Annotated in this window: 16 protein-coding genes; 11 read left to right on the top strand and 5 right to left on the bottom strand. The window is 72.2% G+C overall.

Annotation, left to right across the window (positions count from 1 at the left end):
• The first annotated feature begins 35 nt into the window (after nucleotides 1–35).
• The 7 genes from DEI88_RS06950 (at nucleotide 36) to DEI88_RS06920 (ending at nucleotide 7,527) form a co-directional block, all read left to right on the top strand.
• Entirely contained in the window at nucleotides 36–1,244 is a 1,209-nt protein-coding gene (locus DEI88_RS06950) for a Gfo/Idh/MocA family protein (protein ID WP_258375057.1), read from the top strand.
• A gap of 152 nt (nucleotides 1,245–1,396) precedes the next feature.
• Nucleotides 1,397–2,650, top strand: coding sequence for a sugar ABC transporter substrate-binding protein (locus DEI88_RS06945; protein ID WP_111012545.1), 1,254 nt, complete (start codon nucleotides 1,397–1,399; stop codon nucleotides 2,648–2,650).
• Nucleotides 2,650–3,636, top strand: a complete 987-nt coding sequence (locus DEI88_RS06940) for a carbohydrate ABC transporter permease (protein ID WP_111008737.1) — start codon at nucleotides 2,650–2,652, stop codon at nucleotides 3,634–3,636. Before DEI88_RS06945 ends, DEI88_RS06940 begins: the two co-directional genes overlap by 1 nt.
• Complete coding sequence (locus tag DEI88_RS06935; protein ID WP_111008736.1) at nucleotides 3,629–4,546, top strand: carbohydrate ABC transporter permease; 918 nt, start codon at nucleotides 3,629–3,631, stop codon at nucleotides 4,544–4,546. The genes DEI88_RS06940 and DEI88_RS06935 overlap by 8 nt, the downstream gene beginning before the upstream one ends.
• Before the next feature lie 46 nt (nucleotides 4,547–4,592).
• Nucleotides 4,593–5,369, top strand: a complete 777-nt coding sequence (locus DEI88_RS06930) for a ThuA domain-containing protein (protein WP_111072060.1) — start codon at nucleotides 4,593–4,595, stop codon at nucleotides 5,367–5,369.
• The gene (locus tag DEI88_RS06925) at nucleotides 5,366–6,508 is read left to right on the top strand and encodes a Gfo/Idh/MocA family protein (RefSeq protein ID WP_111072059.1); all 1,143 of its coding nucleotides are present in this window, start codon (nucleotides 5,366–5,368) and stop codon (nucleotides 6,506–6,508) included. Before DEI88_RS06930 ends, DEI88_RS06925 begins: the two co-directional genes overlap by 4 nt.
• Nucleotides 6,505–7,527: a sugar phosphate isomerase/epimerase family protein gene (locus DEI88_RS06920; protein ID WP_111072153.1), complete on the top strand. Its 1,023-nt coding sequence runs from the start codon at nucleotides 6,505–6,507 to the stop codon at nucleotides 7,525–7,527. The genes DEI88_RS06925 and DEI88_RS06920 overlap by 4 nt, the downstream gene beginning before the upstream one ends.
• A 52-nt stretch (nucleotides 7,528–7,579) precedes the next feature.
• Here the strand turns inward: DEI88_RS06920 and DEI88_RS06915 are convergent, their stop codons facing one another.
• The 4 genes from DEI88_RS06915 to yczE form a co-directional block, all read right to left on the bottom strand.
• Complete coding sequence (locus DEI88_RS06915) at nucleotides 7,580–8,428, bottom strand: PHP domain-containing protein (RefSeq protein WP_111072058.1); 849 nt, start codon at nucleotides 8,426–8,428, stop codon at nucleotides 7,580–7,582.
• A complete protein-coding gene (locus DEI88_RS06910; protein WP_111072057.1) occupies nucleotides 8,425–8,985 on the bottom strand; it encodes a dihydrofolate reductase family protein in 561 nt (186 codons plus the stop codon). The genes DEI88_RS06915 and DEI88_RS06910 overlap by 4 nt, the downstream gene beginning before the upstream one ends.
• Nucleotides 8,986–9,036: 51 nt before the next feature.
• Entirely contained in the window at nucleotides 9,037–10,326 is a 1,290-nt protein-coding gene (locus DEI88_RS06905) for an MFS transporter (RefSeq protein WP_111072056.1), read from the bottom strand.
• Nucleotides 10,327–10,404: 78 nt separating this feature from the next.
• The gene (gene yczE / locus DEI88_RS06900; RefSeq protein ID WP_111008730.1) at nucleotides 10,405–11,028 is read right to left on the bottom strand and encodes a membrane protein YczE; all 624 of its coding nucleotides are present in this window, start codon (nucleotides 11,026–11,028) and stop codon (nucleotides 10,405–10,407) included.
• 61 nt (nucleotides 11,029–11,089) lie between these two features.
• On the opposite strand from yczE, the gene yczR reads away from it, so the two are divergent.
• Nucleotides 11,090–12,529, top strand: a complete 1,440-nt coding sequence (yczR, locus tag DEI88_RS06895) for a MocR-like transcription factor YczR (RefSeq protein ID WP_258368423.1) — start codon at nucleotides 11,090–11,092, stop codon at nucleotides 12,527–12,529.
• Between the two features lie 18 nt (nucleotides 12,530–12,547).
• Here the strand turns inward: yczR and DEI88_RS06890 are convergent, their stop codons facing one another.
• Nucleotides 12,548–13,516, bottom strand: coding sequence for a LysM peptidoglycan-binding domain-containing protein (locus tag DEI88_RS06890; RefSeq protein WP_258375056.1), 969 nt, complete (start codon nucleotides 13,514–13,516; stop codon nucleotides 12,548–12,550).
• A gap of 126 nt (nucleotides 13,517–13,642) precedes the next feature.
• On the opposite strand from DEI88_RS06890, the gene DEI88_RS06885 reads away from it, so the two are divergent.
• The 3 genes from DEI88_RS06885 (at nucleotide 13,643) to DEI88_RS06875 (ending at nucleotide 16,438) form a co-directional block, all read left to right on the top strand.
• Nucleotides 13,643–15,334: a cation:proton antiporter gene (locus DEI88_RS06885; protein WP_111072055.1), complete on the top strand. Its 1,692-nt coding sequence runs from the start codon at nucleotides 13,643–13,645 to the stop codon at nucleotides 15,332–15,334.
• A 111-nt stretch (nucleotides 15,335–15,445) separates the two neighbouring features.
• The gene (locus tag DEI88_RS06880; protein ID WP_111008728.1) at nucleotides 15,446–15,721 is read left to right on the top strand and encodes a hypothetical protein; all 276 of its coding nucleotides are present in this window, start codon (nucleotides 15,446–15,448) and stop codon (nucleotides 15,719–15,721) included.
• Between the two features lie 72 nt (nucleotides 15,722–15,793).
• Entirely contained in the window at nucleotides 15,794–16,438 is a 645-nt protein-coding gene (locus DEI88_RS06875) for a DUF1345 domain-containing protein (protein ID WP_111008948.1), read from the top strand.
• The last annotated feature ends 16 nt before the right edge of the window (nucleotides 16,439–16,454 follow it).

Genomic DNA, 16,454 nt, shown 5'->3' with positions numbered 1-16,454 from the left:
GCGTGACCGCCGTTGAGTGACGAAGGAGTTACGAGATGAGCAGTGTCGACGGCACGATCCGGGTCGCGATGATCGGACACGGGTTCATGGGCGCCGCCCATTCCCAGGCATGGCGCACGGCGCCGGTGGTCGCGGACCTGCCGCGCTCGGTGCGTCGATCCGTCGTCGTCGGCCGCGACGCCGCCCGTGCCGCGGCCGCCGCGGACCGCCTCGGGTGGGAGTCGAGCGCCACCGACTGGCGCGACGTCATCGCCCGCGACGACATCGACCTCGTCGACATCTGCACGCCGGGGTCCTCCCACGCCGAGATCGCGGTCACCGCGCTCGAGGCGGGCAAGCACGTGCTGTGCGAGAAGCCCCTGGCCAACAGCGTCGCGGAGGCGGAGCGCATGGCCGCGGCCGCTGCCACGGCCGCGGACCACGGGGTCGTCGCGATGGTCGGCTTCAGCTACCGTCGCGTCCCCGCGCTCCGGTTGGCGCACGACCTCGTCCGGGCCGGGAGGATCGGGGACGTCCGCCAGGTGCGCGCCACCTACGACCAGGACTGGCTCGCCGACCCCGACGGACCGATGACCTGGCGCCTCGACCAGGAGCAGGCCGGCAGCGGCGCCCTCGGCGACATCGGAGCCCACGCGATCGACGCCGTCGAGTACGTGACCGGAGCGGCGGTGGAGCGGGTGTCCGGTCTCCTGCACACCTTCACGACCGAACGACCGGTGATGACGGAGGCCGTCGGTCTCGGGGGCCGCTCCGCCGCCGACGCCCCGCGGCGCCCGGTGACCGTGGACGACCTCGCCCTCATCACGGCGCGGCTGTCCGACGGCTCGATCGGCCAGTTCGGCGCCTCGCGCGTCGCGAGTGGTCGGAAGAACGCGCTCCGCATCGAGATCAGCGGCACGACCGGTGCGGTGGCGTTCGACCTCGAGCGGCTCAACGAGCTCGCCTTCCACGACGCCACCCTGCCGGAGACCGAACAGGGCTTCCGTCAGGTCCTCGTCACCGACCCCGGCCACCCCTGGGTCGACATGTGGTGGCCAGCGGGGCACGTCCTCGGGTGGGAGCACGCGTTCACCCATCAGGTCGTCGACCTCGTCACCGCCATCGCCGACAGCACCCGTCCCGAGCCGTCCTTCGCGGACGGCCTCCACGTCCAGCGCGTCCTCGACGCCGTCGCGCGCAGTGCCGACGCCGACGGCAGCTGGGCCGACGTCCCCGCGGACTCCGCGGCCGACGTCCTCACCTGACCCGTCCCTCCCGACCGGCCCAGACCGACACAGCACGACCCGCCCGGCGACGAGCGCCGGGCCGGGCGCTCGACCACGCCCGCGCACCCGCGACCGGGCGCAGCACGACCCTCGCGCAGCCGCGAGGTCCCATCCAGGAAGCGAGCACCGCAATGAAGCGCAGCAGCAGCACATCCGCCCCCACCCGGGCGCGACGACGAGCCACCCTCGTCGGAGCGGCCGCCATCGCCACCACCATCCCGCTCGTCCTCGGCGGCTGTGCCACCGGCTCGAGCCCCGCCGCGAGCAGTGTGAAGAGCATCAGCGTGCTCGACTACTACAACCAGGGCAACGACAAGGTCGTCATCGGCAAGACGCTCAAGCAGTGCGGCAAGCAGATCGGTGTCACGATCAACCGCAACGTCGTGCCGGGTGCGAACCTCGTCCAGAAGGTCCTGCAGCAGGCGTCGTCGAGGACGCTGCCGGACGTGCTCATGCTCGACAACCCCGACCTGCAGCAGATCGCGGCGAGCGGTGCCCTCGCCCCGCTCAAGGACTACGGGATCTCGTCCAAGGGGTACGCCAAGGGCGTCGTGTCGGCCGGCACGTACAAGGGGAAGCTCTACGGGCTCGCCCCCACCGTGAACACGATCGCGCTCATGTACAACAAGAAGGACCTCAGCGACGCGGGCGTCCAGGTCCCCACCACGTGGGCCGAGCTGAAGACCGCCGCCGCCAAGCTGACGTCGGGATCGCAGTACGGTCTGGCGTTCGACGCCAACGCCACGTACGAGGGCTCGTGGCAGTTCCTGCCGTTCATGTGGTCGAACGGCGGTGACGAGAAGCACCTCGACACCAAGGGCACCCAGGGCGCGTTGCAGCTCTGGACCGACATGGTCAAGAGCGGCTCGGTGTCGAAGGGCGCGCTCAACTGGACGCAGGCCGACGTGAACGACCAGTTCATCGCGGGCAAGACCGCGATGATGATCAACGGCCCGTGGCAGATCCCGGCCCTCAAGGCGAGCGGCATCGACTACGGCATCGCGAAGATCCCGGTGCCGAAGGCCGGCGACGACTCGGTCGCTCCGCTCGGCGGCGAGGTCTGGACCGTGCCGCAGACCGGTGACAGCGCCAAGCAGAAGGTCGCGGCGAAGGTCGTCAAGTGCCTCAACAGCGCGAAGAACCAGCTGTCCATGGCGAAGCAGCGGTACACGATCCCCTCGCGCACCGCGGTGGCGAAGCGGTTCGGCCAGCAGGTGCCGTCGGAGCAGGTGTTCGTCGACATGGTCGCGACGGCCCGGGCCCGCACGGGTGAGCTCGGCGCGAAGTGGCCGGCCGCCGCGACGAAGATCTACACCGCGATCCAGTCGGCGCTCACCGGGCAGTCGTCGCCCGCGGACGCGCTCAAGGACGCGGCGAACAGCTGATGACGGTCGACACCGCCGGCGTGCGGAGCCGGGCGACGGGGACGGGGGGCGGCTCCGAGCGGGACCGCCGCCCCGCCCCGGGGCCCCGGCGCGGCGCCGGGAGCCTCCGCCGCGAACGGGTGTTCCGGCTGCTGTTCCTCGCACCCGCCGTGGTCTACATGCTGTTGTTCTTCGGCTACCCCGTGGTCAAGAACATCGTCATGAGCTTCCAGGACTACACGACGACGACGTTCTTCACCGGGAGCGCCCCGTTCATCGGGCTCCGCAACTACGTCAGCGTCATCAGCGCGCACTACTTCGGCACCGCGCTGCTCAACACCGCCCTGTTCACGGTGATCTCCATCGTCGGGCAGTTCGTGCTCGGGCTCCTCATCGCGCTGTTCTTCAAGCGGTCGTTCCCGCTGAACGGTCTGCTCCGGTCGCTCCTGCTCCTGCCGTGGCTCCTGCCCCTCATCGTCTCGAGCGCGGTGTGGAAGTGGATCCTCGACCAGGACAGCGGCGTGCTCAACCAGGTGTTGCAGGGCCTGCACGTCGTCGCGGGGCCGGTCCCCTGGTTGACGAGCACGTCCATCGCGCTGCTCACGGTGATCGGCGTGAACATCTGGATCGGGATCCCGTTCAACACGACGATCCTGTACAGCGGTCTCCAGGACATCCCCGAGGAGCTGTACGAAGCCGGCTCCCTCGACGGTGCCACGGGCTGGAAGGCGTTCCGGCACATCACCTGGCCGATGCTCCGTCCGGTCGTCAGCGTCGTGCTCGTGCTCGGCGTCGTCTACACGATCAAGGTGCTCGACATCATCCTCGGGCTCACGAACGGCGGCCCGGCCAACTCCACCCAGACGATCGCCACCCAGTCGTACCAGCTGTCGTTCCAGCAGTTCAGCTTCGGCAAGGGCGCAGCGCTCAGCGACATCCTCATCGTCATCTCGGCGGTGTTCGCGGTCGTCTACCTGCGCGCCACGAGGAGGGCGATCGATGAGTGACCACGTCGTGGCACCGGACCAGGTGCTCACCGCCCCGACCCGCTCGCGGGCCGTCAGAGGGGCGACCACCCGCTCGACCGCCGCCGATGCTGGGCGGCCGCGCCGGGCCTCCCGGAAGTGGATCCTGACCGTCATCGGGATCCTGATCCTGTGCGTCATGCTGTTCCCGGTCTACTGGATGCTCAACATCTCGCTCCAGCCCGCCGGACCCGCGATCGACGCCGCGTGGTTCCCGTTCCACGCCCAGTTCTCCGGGTACGCGCACGCGCTCGCCGACCAGGGCGGGAACCTCGTGACGAGCCTGCTCATCGCGGCGGGGAGCGTCGTCCTCAGCCTGCTCATCGCGGCGCCGGCCTCGTACGCGCTGGCGCAGCTCCGGATCCGGGGCGCGGACACGATCCTGTTCGGGATCCTCATCGCGCAGATGATCCCCGGGATCGTCGTCGCGAACGCCCTCTACACCGCCTACAACCAGCTCGGGCTCCTCAACTCGGTGCTCGGCCTGGTGCTCGCGGACTCGACCGCGGGGATCCCGTTCGCGATCATCGTCATGCGCGCGTTCATGGCCGGGATCCCGACGTCGATCATCGAGGCGGCGAAGATCGACGGCGCCGGCAACGTCCGGGCGTTCACCGCGGTCGTGCTGCCCATCAGCGTGAACGCGCTCGTCACCGCGGCGCTGTTCACCTTCCTGTTCACGTGGAGCGACTTCCTGTTCGCCCTGACGCTGACGACCACCCAGAAGATCCGGCCGATCACCCTCGGCATCTACCAGTACATCGGCACGTACACCGCCGACTGGAGCACGGTCATGGCGACCGCGGTCCTGGCCTCCCTGCCCGCGATCATCCTGCTCGTCATCGCGCAGCGGTTCATCGCGGCGGGCGCCACCGGCGGTGCGGTCAAGTGACCGCCACGCACCACGACACCACACCACCACGAGCAACGGAGCAACCGTGACCGACACCACCACCCCCATCCGCGTCGTCGTCTGGGGCGAGAACCGCCACGAACAGGTCGAGCAGCACGTCGCCGACCGCTACCCGGACGGCATGCACGGCGCGATCGCCGCCGGCATCACGAACTGGCTCGGCGACGCCGCGTCGGTGACGACCCACGTGTTCGACGAGCCCGAGCACGGCCTGACCGAGGAGGTCCTCGAGCAGACCGACGTGCTCACCTGGTGGGGCCACGCCGCCCACGCCGAGGTCGACGACGAGGTGGTGGACCGCGTGCACCGGCACGTCCTCGCCGGGATGGGCCTCCTCGTGCTGCACTCCGGCCACTGGTCCAAGATCTTCGGCAAGCTCATGGGCACCACCTGCACGCTCCGGTGGCGCAGCGAGCACGACCGGGAGCTCGTCTGGACGGTGAACCCGCAGCACCCGATCACCCGCGGGATCCCGAACCCGATCGTCATCCCCGAGCAGGAGATGTACGGCGAGTACTTCGACGTCCCCACGCCGGACGAGCTCGTGTTCATCAGCGGGTTCAGCGGCGGCGAGGTGTTCCGGAGCGGCATGACGTACCGGCGGGGGTTCGGCAAGGTGTTCTACTTCAGCCCCGGCGACCAGGACTTCCCCGTCTACCACCAGCCCGACGTGACCCACGTCATCGCGAACGCGGTCGAGTGGGCCCGTCCGGAGCGCGAGCGCGCGACGCCGACCCTGCTCCGGTACGACACGGACGACTTCTTCAACGGCAAGGTCTACCAGGGAGCGATCGAGGCATGACCGAGACCATCGACGCGGACCGCCCGGTCCGCATCCTGCAGGTCGGCGCGGGCGGCATGGGGCAGGCGTGGCTGCGGAACGTCGTGGCCAGTGCCGACGTCGAGCTCGTCGGCATCGTCGACCTCGTCCCCGAGACCGCGCGCGCCGGTGCCGAGCTCGTCGCCGCCGCCGGCGGCGGGACGGTGCCGACGGGTGCCGTGCTCGCCGACATGGTCCGGGAGGTCCGTCCCGACGCGGTCCTCGACGTCACGATCCCCCGCGCCCACCACCCGGTCACCACCGAGGCGCTGTTCCTCGGTCTGCCGGTGCTCGGCGAGAAGCCCGTGGCCGCCTCGGTCGCCGAGGGCCTGTCGCTCGCCGCGGCCGCCGAGTGCACGGGCGAGCTGTTCATGGTGAGTCAGTCCCGCCGGTACAACGACCATCTGACGCACCTCCGTGCGCTCACCGCCGAGCTCGGCGACGTCGGCGTCGTGACCCACACCTTCGCGAAGGCCCCGCACTTCGGGGGGTTCCGCGACGTGATGGACCACCCGCTGCTCCTCGACATGGCGATCCACCCCTTCGACGCGGTCCGCGCCCTGCTCGGACGCGATCCCGTGTCGGTGTACTGCGAGGCGTTCAACCCCTCGTGGAGCTGGTACCGGGGCGATGCCGCGGCGAGCGCCGTGTTCTCGTTCGAGGACGGCGTGCGGTTCGTCTACTCGGGCAGCTGGTGTGCCGCCGGCGCCGAGACGTCGTGGAACGGCGACTGGCGGGTGACTGCCGCCGGGGGCACCGCGCTCTGGGACGGCGACGCGGCGCCGTGGGCCGAGCGGGCCGACGGGTCGCCACTCGTCGTCGACCCGCCGACGAGCACCCCGGCGGAGATCGCCGGGTCGCTCGCGGAGTTCGTCACCGCGCTGCGGACCGGACGGCGTCCGCAGGGCGAGGTGCACGAGAACGTCGTCAGCCTCGCCATGGTCGAGGCGGCCGTCGAGTCGGCCGCCACGGGCCTCCCGGTCCGCATCGATGACGTGCTCGGCCGCGCGCTCACCACCGCGATCGCCGACGAACAGCGGGACGACGTGCGCGAACGGCTCCGGTCGTGGCCGTCCGTCCGGGAGGCCCTGGCCGCGCCCGCGGCGGAGGTCGCCTCGTGAGCGCCGCAGCCGGCACCCGCCCGGTCACGCTGTTCACCGGTCAGTGGGCCGACCTGCCGTTCGAGGAGGTGGCGCGCCTGGCCGGCGAGTGGGGGTTCGACGGTCTGGAGATCGCCTGCTGGGGGGACCACCTCGACGTCCGCCGCGCCGCGTCCGACCCGGAGTACGTCGCCGAGCGGAAGGCCGTGCTCGAGCGGAACGGGCTCGAGGTCCGGGCGATCGCCAACCACCTGGTCGGGCAGGCCGTGTGCGACGACCCGATCGACGCGCGGCACGAGGACATCCTGCCGCCGCACGTCTGGGGCGACGGTGACCCCGAGGGCGTCCGCCAGCGGGCTGCTCGCGAGATGCAGGACACCGCACGGGCGGCCGCGGCACTCGGTGCCCACACCGTGACCGGGTTCTCCGGGTCGGCGATCTGGAAGACCGTGGCGGGGTTCCCGCCGGTGCCCCCGGGCATGGTCGACGCCGGGTACCAGGACTTCCACGACCGGTTCGCGCCCATCCTCGACGTGTTCGAGGAGGTCGGGGTGCGGTTCGCGCTCGAGGTCCACCCGTCGGAGATCGCGTACGACTACTGGACCGCGAAGCGGACGCTCGAGGTGTTCGCCGACCGGCCCGCGTTCGGCTTCAACTTCGACCCGTCGCACTTCGTGTGGCAGGACCTGGACCCGGCCGCGTTCCTGCTCGACTTCGCCGACCGGGTGTACCACGTGCACTGCAAGGAGTCGGTCAAGCAGCTCGACGGACGCAACGGCCGGTTGGCGTCGCACCTGCCGTGGGGCGATCCACGTCGCGGTTGGGACTTCGTGACCGCCGGGCACGGGGACGTGCCGTGGGAGCGGGTCTTCCGGGTGCTCAACGCGATCGGGTACGACGGCCCGACGAGCGTCGAGTGGGAGGACGCGGGCATGGACCGGCTCGTCGGGGGGCCGGAGGCGCTCGCGTTCGTCCGGGCACTCGGGCGGATCGCGCCGCCGGACGCCGCGTTCGACGCGGCGTTCTCGCGCTCGCGGTGACCGGAGTCAGCGGACGCCGCGGGGCGCTGCCGGTGCATGCTGGCGCGACGCGTCAGCGCGTCCAGGGGTCCTCGGGCCGCGATCCGGCACGGAACCCGAACGACTCCACCATGAGCACGGCCTCGGGGAAGTGCGCGGCGACCGCCTCGGGGACGTGTGCGTCGCTGCCGAACGTCACCGCTCGGCCGCCCTCCTCGCTCCACCACTGCGGCACCCACGACCAGAGCCGTCGGGTGTTCATCTCGAGCGCGCGTCCGGATCCGGCGATGGCGCGCATCGCGGCGCGGAAGCCCTCCTCGAACCGTCGGGGGTCGAAGGGCCCAGCGGTCGCGGTCGGCCAGGCACGCACCGCGTAGTCGATGTGCGTGAACACGGCGAAGGCGTCGGACCCCGCGACCATGCGGGGGACCTCCTCGAGGTACGCCCACATGACCTCGTCCGCGGGTCGGTGGTGGTACAGCGTCGTCGGTTCGGTGCGGTCGTCGCCGAACGGGAGCATGTGCAGCGACCCGTTCACGCGATCGATCGCGCCGGTGTCGAGGACCGTGGCAGCCGCCTCCCCCCAGAGGTGCGGCTGGCCGAACTCGACGCCGGTGAGGATCCGCAGTCCGGGGAACGCGGATCGGCACCGGTCGATCGACTCGAGGTACCCGTCGAGGTCGAACGACGGCAGGTGGACGATGCCGTCGTCGCCGACGAGCGCCCCGGCGTACGGTCCCAAGTCGCCGTCGTCGACGCGCCACGTGTCCTCGAGGTCGAGGTGTTCGGTGAACACGATGGCCGGGAGCCCGACCCGGACCGCCTGCTCGCAGGTGCGCACCATCCGCCCCGGCGACGCCGGGTCCGATCCGCTGTCCCAGGACCACTCGCTGTGGACGTGCCCGTCCCCGGGGAGCCTCACGGCGCCACCACCGCCTCGAACGGACCGTACGTGTTCAGCACGTTGCCCTTGCTCGTGACCTCGCTCCGGAGCAGCCGCAGGCGGAGCGGGGGGTCGGTGGGTTCGAACAGGCGGCGTCCGGCGCCCGCGACGGCGGGGTGGATCATGAGTTGGAGTTCGTCGAGCAGGCCCGCGAACACGAGCTGACGGACGACCGAGATGCTGCCGCAGACCGCGACGTCCCCGCCGTCCCCCGCGCGGAGCTCGCGGAGGACGTCGAGCAGGTCGCCGTCGACGAGGGTGCTGTGCTCCCACGCCAGATCCGGTCCGAGGGTGCGCGAGACGACGAGCTTCTCGATCGGGTTGATGAACCGCGCGAACGGGTCCTCCGGGTGGGCGGGCCACCACGTCGCCCATTCCTCGTAGGACGTCCTGCCGAGGAGCACCGTCGACGTCGCCGCCATGAACCGGCCCATCCCGGCACCGAGTTCGTCGTCGAACGAGTCGTACTGGAACCGGAACGGGTCCTGGACGACGCCGTCCACGGACGTGAAGAGACCACTCGTGACCGTGCGCATGCGGCAGAAGCTAGTGCACCCGGGCACCGCTCGGCCAGCATCGTCCGTTCGTCAGGGAGCCGGCGTGCACACCGGGTCCGGGTCGCCGGCACCCGGGAGGCGGATCGCGGCCGTCGTCGCCGGTCCCGCGGTCGTCGCGGGTCCCGCGGTCGTCGCCGTTCCCCCGGTCATGGCCGGACTCGACGGCCGGCGCTGCCCGAGCCAGACGAGCACGACGGCGCCGACCACCGCGACGGCGCCCGAGAACCAGAAGTCGGTCGCGAGCCCGAACGACGTGACGGCGGCGCCGCCGAGCACGGACCCGCCGGCGATGGCGAGCTGGATGGTCGTGACGAACAACGCCAGACCGCTCTCGGACGAGCCGGGCGACGCGTTCGACATCCAGGTCTGCGTCCCGAGGGGCAGCGCACCCCACACGAAGCCCCAGACCGCGAGCAGGACGAACACCGCGACGACCGATTGTGCCGCGAGGGGCAGCAGGACGACCGAGGCGGCGAGCACGGCCTTCGCGACGCCGATGGTGCCGATCACGCTGCGGCTCAGGGTCCACCCCGCGGCGAAGTTCCCGATGATCCCCGCGATGCCGAACACGAGCAGGGCGATCGTGACGGTGTCCGCGTCGACGCGGACCATCTGTTCCAGGTACGGCGACACGTACGTGTAGGCGGCGAACTGGGCGACGAACAGGAACACCGCGGCGATGAGACCGACGCGAGCGCGCGGGATCCGGAGCAGCCCGCCGAGCGTCGCGAACCGGACGGCCTGGGTCGCCGGGATCCGCGGCAACATCGCGACCTGGAGGCCCAGCGCCACCACACCGAGGCCGCCGCCGATGACGAACGCGAGCCGCCAGCTGGCGAGCGACGAGACGAACGCGCCGAGCGGCAGGCTCACGACCGTCGCGACCGAGATGCCGGCGGTGATGAACGAGGTCGCGCGGATCACGGCGGACGGCGCCACGAGCCTCCCGGCGATCCCGGCACCGATCGACCAGAACCCGCCGATCCCGACGCCCAGGAGCATCCGCGCCACGAGCAGCACCCAGAACGACGGCGCGACCGCGGCGAGCGCGTCGGCCACGACCAGGAGGGCCGTGAGGGCGACGAGGACGACGCGACGGTCCACGCGGGAGGTGGCGACGGTGACCACCGGTGCGGCGACGGCGCCGGTGAGTCCGGTGGCGACGACCATGAGGCCTGCGGTGCCGATGTCGACGTGCAGCCCGCGGGCGATGGCGGGCAGGAGTCCGATGGGCAGGAACTCCGAGAGCACGAGCACGAACGAGCCGAGTGCCACCGAGAGCACACTGAGCCAGCCGCGGCGTTCCGTCGACGATGTCATGGAGTGCTCAAGAGCGCTGGTGCCGTCGTCCATTCCCGTGTGACGGACGGACCCGCGCATCGACGCCGTACCGCAGCGCTACCGCGGAGTGGGCGCGGTGGGTGTGCTCCATGGCAGACGGGCGAACACGGGCATGAGCGGGCCGACCATCGGTCCGATGGCGAACGCCGCGACGACGGTCCCGACGCCGACGTCGCCGCCGAGGAGCCACCCGACCACGACGACGGTCAACTCGATCGCGGTCCGTGCCAGCCAGACCGGCCAGCCGAGCCGCTCGTGGAGTCCGACCATGAGGCCGTCCCGGGCGCCCGCTCCGAACCGGGCCCCGATGTAGCAGGCCGTGGCGACGGCGAGCAGGACGAGCCCGAGCGCGAACAGCCCGATGCGTCCCGGCAGCCCGGCGGGGGTGTGGACGACGGCGAGGACGAGGTCGGCGGCCGGGCCGATGGTGAGCGCGTTGAGGACCGTGCCGATGCCGGGCCGCTGGCGCAGCGGGATCCAGAACAGCAGGATGACGCCGCTCGACACCAGGGTCACGGTGCCGAACGACCACGGCACGATCCGCTCGAGCCCCTCGGTGAGCACGCTCCACGACGCGACGCCGATGACCGCGCGGACCATGAGCGCCGTCGCGGCCCCGTAGAGGAACAGACCGACGAGGAGCTGGACGACACGGAGCACGAGCGCGGGGCGGCGGGACACACGAGCACCCAACCGCGGATTGGACTGGTCGTCGAGAGCCAATCATCCTACGCTGGCCACCGTGATCCCCCTCGTGCTCTCGGCCCGGGCCGCCGCCGCCCTGCTCACGCACTGGCGCGACGGCTCGTCCGGGCCCGCCTACAGCGCACTCGCCGACGCCGTCCGCGTGCTCGCGATCGACGGGCGGGTCGCGGTCGGGACGCGCCTCCCCGCCGAACGGCAGCTCGCCGACGCGCTCGGCGTCAGCCGGACGACGGTCGCCAGCGCCTACGCCCTGCTCCGGGACGACGGGTTCCTCCGCAGCACCCGCGGGTCGGGGAGTGTGCTGCGGCTCCCGTCCGCGGTCGCCGGGCGGCCCGACCCGGACCACCTCGCCGCGCCGGTGGACGGCGACCTGCTCGACCTGCGGAAGGCAGCGCTCCACGCGGCCCCGGGTGTCGCCGAGGCGGCGGTGCGGGCGGTGCAGGGCCTCCCGGCCGCACTCGTGGGCAACGGGTACGACACCGTCGGCGACCCGGGGCTCCGGGCGGCGATCGCCGACCGCTACACGACGCGGGGCCTGCCGACGACGGCGGACCAGGTGCTCGTCACCCTCGGCGCGCAGCACGCGATCGCGCTCCTGGCGCGCGTGCTGGTGCGCCGCGGCACGGAGGTCCTCATCGAGTCCCCCACGTACCCGCACGCCCACGAGGCGTTCCGCGCGGCCGGGGCACGGTTGGTGGCCGTGCCCGTGGACGCGCACGACGGCTGGGACGGTGACGCGCTCGTCAGCGCGCTGCGGCGGAGCGCGCCAGCGGTCGCGTACCTCATGCCCGACCTGCACAACCCGACCGCGGCGACCATGCCGTCCGCACTCCGGGAGGCCGTGCTCGCGGCGGCCGCGGACGCCGGCACCGTCGTCATCGCCGACGAGACCATGGCGGAGCTCCGGATCGACGGCGACGTGGTGCCGCCGTTCGCGACGGCCGGTCCAGCGGTCCTCATCGGATCGGCCGGCAAGGTCTTCTGGGGTGGTCTGCGGGTCGGCTGGATCCGGGCGGACCCCGCGCTCCTGCAGCGCCTCGTGCTCGCCCGGCCGACGGGCGACCTCGGCACGCCCGCGATCGAACAGCGCATCGTCCGCGAGCTCGTCCCGGACACGGCGGCCGCCCTGGAGGCCCGGCGCACCTTCCTCCGCGCCGCCCGCGACACCGTCGTGGCCGGGTTGCGGGACCGGGTGCCGGAGTGGGAGGTCCCGGCACCGGCCGGCGGGTTGTCCACCTGGGTGCGCCTCGGCCGTCCGGTCTCGAGCGCGCTCGTCCTCGCCGCCCGCGCCGAGGGCCTCGTCCTCACCTCGGGTGGTGCGTTCGGGCCGCACGGGGGCTTCGAGGGGTTCCTCCGCGTCCCCTACGCGGTGCCGGCGGACGCGCAGGTGCGGCTCGTCGAGGCCCTGGGCCGCGCGTGGACGCGGCTCGACTCCGCGGTCCGGGCCCCGGGTCGGCCGATCGCGGCCGTCGTGTGACCGGGTCCCGGCCGGGGGCTACTTGCTGTCGGGGTCGAGGTTGATCGTCGTGTCCTCGTAGAGGTACTGCTGGTCGCCGAACACCTGCAGGCCCGCGTTGAGCCAGATGAGGTCCTGCACCGAGATCCCGAACCGCGACGCCACCATGGCCGTCGTGTCGCCGTGGGCCACCCGGTACCGCTTCGGGGCGCCGCTGGCCGTCGTCGCGGTGACGGTGCCGGAGGCGTAGGGGCGTGCCCCGCCGTCGACCGGGTGGACGTTCGACTGCCGTACGGGGATCGACCAGTGCACGGTGTCCACGGCGAGGACCTTGTCGGGGCCGAGTTCCTGCGGCACGTCGGCCTCGGCCGCCGCCGACGAGTAGGTCACGAGCGTCCCGAGGTACGCCGGCTGCCCGATGTCGCCGAGGGACGCGGACGACGCGGGTGCCGGTGTGGTCGTCGGACCCCCGAGCTGGTGGTCCGCGACCCCGTGGTAGGTCAGGCCGTCCCCCACCTCCGGCGGGACGTCGAGCAGCGTGACGGAGATCGGCACCGGCACGGTCGAGGTGAACCCGGAGTAATCGGCGGAGTACGTGTCGTCGCCGTTCGCGACCATCCGGTAGTGGAAGTGGATGCTGCCCTTCGGCGACGCGACGTCCCCCTGGGCGACGACGGTGCCCTGCGGGACGGACGTGAGCGTCGGACTCGGGCTCGGTGCCGCCTCGGGTCCGGCGGTCGCGGGGCGCGGCGTCGCGGACCCGGGGATGACGCCGGCGTTCGGGGCGGTCGGCGTGGCTGTGGGCGTGGCGGACACGGTCGCCGCGCGGTGGCGCGTCGGACGGTGCGATGTCGTGACGGACGGGCCCGGGTCGGTCGTCCCGCCGAGCATCGAACACCCGGTCAACAGGCCCGCCGTCGCCACCGCGACCACGACACCGATCACGCGCACCGTCGGCGTCCCGCTCTGCTCCGCGCCGACTCCGTCGCGGTCCCCCCACCTGGACATGATGCCTCCTCAGGGAATCCTAGCCGCCGCTCGGGTGGCGACCGAGCGCGTCGACCGAGCACGGGCCGGGATCGGCGGAACACGACGGGTCCCCCCGGTGTGCTCGGAGCCTGCCAGTCTGGATCCGTGACGGAACTCCTGGTGCTCATCGTGTCCGCGCTCGTGCTCATCGCCGCGGCCGCGGTGGTCGGCCCGCGCATCGGGATCGCCGCGCCGCTCGTGCTCGTCGCGATCGGCGTCGGTGCGAGCTTCCTGCCGTGGTTCGCCTCCGTCCACATCGAGCCCACGTGGGTGCTCGAGGGCCTCCTCCCCCCACTGCTGTACGCGTCGGCGGTGTCGATGCCGGCCATGAACTTCCGGCGCGAGTTCGGGGCGATCAGCGGGCTGTCCGTCCTGCTCGTCGTCGGCAGCGCACTCGTGCTCGGCCTGTTCTTCATGCTCGTCCTGCCCGGCCTCGGGTTCGCCTGGGGCGTCGCGCTCGGCGCGATCGTGAGTCCGACCGACGCCGTGGCCACGTCGATCATCAAGCGGACGTCGGTGTCCAAGCGCGTCGTGGCGATGCTCGACGGCGAGAGCCTGCTCAACGACGCGACGGCGCTCGTGCTCCTCCGCACCGCGATCGTCGCGACGGCCGCGTCCTTCTCGTTCTGGGGCGCGGTCGGGACGTTCGCGTACTCGGTCGTCGTGGCGCTGCTGATCGGGTGGCTCGTGGGCTGGCTGGACCTCGTGGTGCGCAAGCGCGTGACCGACCCCACGGTGAACACGGTGATCTCGTTCGCGGTGCCGTTCGCGGCGGCGGTCCCGGCGGAGGCCCTCGGCGCGTCCGGACTCGTGGCCGCCGTCGTCGCGGGCCTCATCACGGGCGTCTTCGCGCCGCGGGACCTGTCGCCGCAGCACCGGTTGTCGGACTCGCAGAACTGGCGGACGGTGGAGCTCGTGCTCGAGGGCATCGTGTTCCTGACCATGGGCCTGCAGATCACGTCGATCGTCGGGGCCGTGCACCACGACCACGCCGGTGTCGGGATCGCCGTCCTGGTCGCCGTCGGCGCGTTCGTGCTCACGGTGATGGTCCGGGCCGCGTACGTCGCGCCGCTGCTCCGGGTCCTCCGTGCCCGGGCGGGCCGCGGAGTCCGGCTGGAGGACCGACTGCAGGGCGTGCAGGCGAAGCTCGACACGCCCGAGGGCCAACGGCAGGCGTTCGTCGAGGTGAACGCGCGGCAGCGCGGTCCGGGCTCCGGTGGCCGCCCGCGGTCCGCGCGGGACCTCGAGCGGTTCGCCCGACGCGTGACGCAGGTGCTCGCCGACATCGCGTACTTCCGGCGAGAGCCGCTCGGATGGCGCGAGGGCACCGCGGTCGTCTGGGCGGGCATGCGCGGTGCCGTCACGGTCGCCGCCGCCCAGACCCTCCCGCACGACACGCCACAGCGCTCGGCTCTCGTGCTCATCGCGTTCGCGGTCGCGGCCCTGTCGCTCCTCGTCCAGGGCGGCACGATCGGGCCCCTGCTGCGGCGGATCACGCCACCACGGGACACCGCGGCGCTCGAACAGCAGACGGACGCCGAACGCACGCGGCTCTTCGAGCTCATGCGGTCGAGCGGCGAGTCCGTGCCCGAGCCGCCGCAGCTCGGGGGCGACCCGACCCAGGAGCGGTTCGGCATCGCCAAGCAGCACCGCCTCGCCGTCATCGCGGCGCAACGGTCCGCGCTGCTCGACGCCCGCGACAACGGCACGTTCGACGCCGACGTCCTGGAGGACGCGCTCGCCAACCTCGACGCCACCCAGATCGCCATCGAGCTGCGCGGCACGGCCGCCACCTGACACGCCGGGCACGACCACCGGGACGCGACCGTGCCGAACGACGTGCACCCGATCGCAGGGGACGGTCGCACGGCAGCGGCCACCGAGTGCCCAGCGGCTAGCATCCCGACCATGGACGACGAGACCACCCCGCGAACGGACGCCGACGAGGACGAGCCGCGGATCTCCGGGTGGCTCCAGCGGCACGCGGACCTCGTCTGGTACGCGCTCGGCGTCGTGTTCGTCGTCGACGGGATCAGCGCGCTGGTCAACCTGGTGCGCGGCGTGCCCGGCCCGGATGATTCGAATGTCATCAGCACGTTCGGCGGCTTCATCGCCGGCATCGCGGCGCTCGTCGTCGGCCTGCGCACGGCGCGGGACCACCGCGAGCACCCGGACGACGAGTAGGTCGGCGACGCCGCGAGTGCGTGTCGCAGCCCGCGCGGAGTCACCGGCGGCGACGATCATGCGGTGGACTCCATGCAGGTCGGCGCGCACCGCGGCCGCTCCCGTGCTCGCCTCATCGCGATGGTCGTCGTCGGCGTGGCCGCCGGCGTCGTCGCCTTCGTCGTGCACGCCGGGCTCGCGGCCTGGGCGATCGGCTGGACGGCCGCCTGCCTGACCTACCTCGTGCGGGTCTGGACCGCCGTCCACGGCCTCGACGGCGTCGCCACCCGCGTCCACGCGCTCCGCGAGGACCCGACGCGCCGCGTGAGCCACGTCCTCCTCGTGCTCGCAGCGGTCGGGAGCCTGTTCATCGTCGGCATGACGCTCATCGGGTCGAAGGAGAGCGGCGGGCTCCGAGCGGACCTCCTGGCGGCCCTCGCCGTGCTCAGTGTCGCCCTGTCGTGGATCCTCATCCACACGCTGTTCATGCTGCGGTACGCCGTGCAGTACTACGGCGGCGACGCCGAGGGCGGCATCGACTTCAACCAGCGGACGCCGCCCGCGTACGGCGACTTCGCGTACTTCGCCTTCAACCTCGGGATGACGTTCCAGGTCAGCGACACGGCCGTCACGTCCACGGCGATCCGTCGCGTCGTGCTCCGCCACTGCCTGCTGGCGTACGTGTTCGGATCGGTCATCCTCGCGACGCTCGTCAACCTCGTCGCCGGACTCGGCTGACGCCGGACGGGAGGCG

The sequence above is a fragment of the Curtobacterium sp. MCBD17_003 genome (assembly GCF_003234885.2).
Taxonomy (GTDB): Bacteria; Actinomycetota; Actinomycetes; order Actinomycetales; family Microbacteriaceae; genus Curtobacterium.
Note: the sequence above shows the minus strand (reverse complement) of the source record. Positions and strands in the feature narration are given on the sequence as shown.

What these genes read in the sequence shown, in the direction of transcription:
- DEI88_RS06950 (WP_258375057.1), top strand. Translation starts at nt 36, where the DNA reads ATGAGCAGTGTCGACGGCACGATCCGGGTCGCGATGATCGGACACGGG.
- DEI88_RS06945 (WP_111012545.1), top strand. Translation starts at nt 1,397, where the DNA reads ATGAAGCGCAGCAGCAGCACATCCGCCCCCACCCGGGCGCGACGACGA.
- DEI88_RS06940 (WP_111008737.1), top strand. Translation starts at nt 2,650, where the DNA reads ATGACGGTCGACACCGCCGGCGTGCGGAGCCGGGCGACGGGGACGGGG.
- DEI88_RS06935 (WP_111008736.1), top strand. Translation starts at nt 3,629, where the DNA reads ATGAGTGACCACGTCGTGGCACCGGACCAGGTGCTCACCGCCCCGACC.
- DEI88_RS06925 (WP_111072059.1), top strand. Translation starts at nt 5,366, where the DNA reads ATGACCGAGACCATCGACGCGGACCGCCCGGTCCGCATCCTGCAGGTC.
- DEI88_RS06910 (WP_111072057.1), bottom strand. Translation starts at nt 8,985, where the DNA reads ATGCGCACGGTCACGAGTGGTCTCTTCACGTCCGTGGACGGCGTCGTC.
- DEI88_RS06905 (WP_111072056.1), bottom strand. Translation starts at nt 10,326, where the DNA reads ATGACATCGTCGACGGAACGCCGCGGCTGGCTCAGTGTGCTCTCGGTG.
- DEI88_RS06890 (WP_258375056.1), bottom strand. Translation starts at nt 13,516, where the DNA reads ATGTCCAGGTGGGGGGACCGCGACGGAGTCGGCGCGGAGCAGAGCGGG.
- DEI88_RS06880 (WP_111008728.1), top strand. Translation starts at nt 15,446, where the DNA reads ATGGACGACGAGACCACCCCGCGAACGGACGCCGACGAGGACGAGCCG.
- DEI88_RS06875 (WP_111008948.1), top strand. Translation starts at nt 15,794, where the DNA reads ATGCAGGTCGGCGCGCACCGCGGCCGCTCCCGTGCTCGCCTCATCGCG.